A 2,711-nucleotide genomic window follows, 5' to 3' on the forward strand; every position below is an offset into this window, starting at 1 on the left:
GCTCCAAGTGCCAAATTACGAATTTTCGACATTTTTTTGCATACGTATGCAAAATAGCACACCAAACTTTGAGATCAATGTATAGCGCCAAGTTGTGTTCTTAATCTCGACCGCGAATGAGGGTCTGTTTTGGGCTTTTGGATTCAGTTTAATCCTCATTGGCGAAATCTATTGATTTCACGAATGCCCAATTTTTCGCCCATAAACGAATTCGCACTGTCTCGAGTATCCTTTCGTTTGCGACATGAGTTCGGCTTCCGCTCTGGGCTCAAAGCAGACACTAATCGCACTCAATGACTTGGCATGACCTCTAACCCAAAACGCATCCGTCTTCGATGTGTACAAGGGCGAGCGCATGGACTAAATTAAGCTTAAGGGTATGCATCTACTAAAACCGGTCAACCACTCTTTTGGCCGCCAAGGCTGCATTGTGTACCGCACCCCATTCTTCACCCGTCGTATAAGCTTCTCCGGCAAAATGCAGATTGGAACCGACTGAGTTGCCGAGTTGGCGAACTTGCTTCCAGTCTTCATGGTCTTGCAGGTAAGCTCCACCAATATGGGGTTCGTTCGACCAGTCTTGGGTAATGATTTTACGAAAACTTGGCGTCGCTCTGCCATCGAAAATTTCATCAAGTTGGCTTAAGATTTGGTGAGCAACAACGGCTTCAGATACTCCTAAGTAAGGCCTTGCTGCGCTCCCCACCGCAAAAAGACCCAAGATATGGCGCCGCGTGTTCTGCCCATAGGATGCATCGTAAAAACCATGTTGTCCTGAAGTTCTTGGGTTGACTTCAATCTCCGTATAGGCGGGGTAAAATGGTTCATCAAATTCCAAAAATGCTTTATAACCCTCCCAAAATATCGCGGTATCAATCGCGTCAATTTTAGGTTGTGGAAGGGGCGGAATGAAGGTAATTTGCCGCCGTTGCAACATCTTCAGCGGAACGGTGACTATGATCGCATCGCCAGAAAAATCCACACCTGATTGCGTTTGTACAGTCGCGCGTCCCTGTGAAGTGTCAATTGTAGTCACGGGATTTTGAAATCTAATTTGATCGATAACCGAAGGGACAATGTAGGCTTCAAAAAAATCAAACCAACTGGAATTGACGAATTTTAGATCAGGTTCCCTGCCTAGGTTTGCTTGGGTCAAGACCATGCCATCCCAAAATGCATAGACATCTTTTTGGTCGTAGCTCAACGTTTGAACCGCAACATTCGTAGCGGGATTGTCAACGAGCGTGTCAAGCACCTTTGGTCGGGTATGCAGCCACTCCGCACCCAACGGTAATGGAAAGTCTGCGAACCCCAAATTTCGTTTCATTCGTCCGCCGAATGTAGTTGACGCCTCTAATATCTGAAAATCGATACCACGCTGTTGCAAGCGATAACCCGCAATTAAACCAGCCGCACCTGCGCCAACGACTAAGACATGACGCGGTTTTTTAGCATGAAGCATCCTTGGTGAAGCGAACGTACTGAGACTGAGCAAGCCGAACATCGCCAAGAATTCCCTACGTGTCATCGTTTGCCTTTGTTTTGAATTTCAGAAATTGCACAACGGATGCGTAAACTACTGCCTAGCACAAAAGTCGAAACTGTTCATTGGCGTCTACAGCTGCCGTTCGATAGGTGGCACAGCATTGGTAAAATGGGCTCCAAGCTGACATTAATCGCACTCAATGATTTGGCGTGAACTCTAACCCAAAACGCATGCCTCTTCGATGTGTTCAAGGGCGAGCGCATATAAGACAACCAAAGCAACATGGTGGCTGCTTTGCGGATTTCGCCTGCGTTTACGTCACGCCGTTTAATGTTTGCTTCGGGTATGATTTAGAACCACATATCGCTGATTTTGCGTGCGTCTTGCGGCAGGTATTTGAAAGTTTCATGCCCGTCAAAGTGATCGATTGGTAGATCAGCGATCGCGGCAATATCTGTCAGTCGCAGATTAACAGCCGTGCGATGACGTCCATCTTCCCCCGCAGATGTGCGGACGTAGTGCGTCACACAACCGCATTTTGCGCAGAAGTGAAAGTCGATGTTGCCGCTGTCGCTACGGCGGTAAATTGCGGTGTTTCCGAGCGCAACTATGTCGTGATCAATGTAGCCATAAGCCCAAAGCACACCATAACGACTGCAAACCGAGCAATTGCACGCCGTTGCTGACTGCGGTGTTTCTTTAAGCGTCCAGCCTGTGTCGCCGCAATGGCAGTTTCCTGTTAGCAATTTGGTGCCCCCTCATTTGCAGTGCCAGGTCACTTAAGCATCATTGAATAATTTATGCCAGAAAGCCTGAATGTGTGGCAAAGGACAACGAGCAACGAACCCATGGACCCATGTACGATGAACTTTTTGCGATTGGCATCGCCACTGTTGCATCAGTGGATGCGCGCTACTGGCGGCGGGCGTTGTTTGGCTCAGATCAAATGCTGGGTTTTGAGCATCTTTATAACTTTGCCGAAGATCGCCCCATCAGATACCGGCAATCTTGTTTTGAATGTCATGAACCGTGATAGCTCAACCCTTATCGGAATTGGCGTTACCAATTGTCCAGTTTCGACTTGCGGCCTGATTAAAGCCTCGTGACCAATCAGAATTCCAGCTCCGTTCTTACATTCTTCCAAGCCCAGGGAATAAAGCGAAAATTTTGGCCCGCTTTTGTTCAGATTCCTATCTGGAGACGCCACAGACAACCATTTTGCCCA

The 2,711-nt window shown here is 47.7% G+C and carries 2 protein-coding genes and 1 pseudogene; all 3 read right to left on the minus strand.

All coding sequences use genetic code 11. From position 1 onward, the window contains the following. Window positions 1–388: 388 nt before the first annotated feature. A complete protein-coding gene (locus Q0231_RS15990; RefSeq protein ID WP_299349155.1) occupies window positions 389–1,504 on the minus strand; it encodes an FAD-dependent oxidoreductase in 1,116 nt (371 codons plus the stop codon). Window positions 1,505–1,836: 332 nt separating this feature from the next. Continuing rightward, window positions 1,837–2,232 (minus strand): GFA family protein, encoded by a 396-nt coding sequence (locus Q0231_RS15995; protein ID WP_299349158.1) that lies wholly within the window; start codon window positions 2,230–2,232, stop codon window positions 1,837–1,839. Between the two features lie 191 nt (window positions 2,233–2,423). Then, window positions 2,424–2,711, minus strand: a pseudogene (locus Q0231_RS16000) (LysR family transcriptional regulator); the annotation flags it as partial.

It is taken from the genome of uncultured Maritalea sp., assembly GCF_937139385.1.
Classification (GTDB): Bacteria; Pseudomonadota; Alphaproteobacteria; order Rhizobiales; family Devosiaceae; genus Maritalea; species Maritalea porphyrae_A.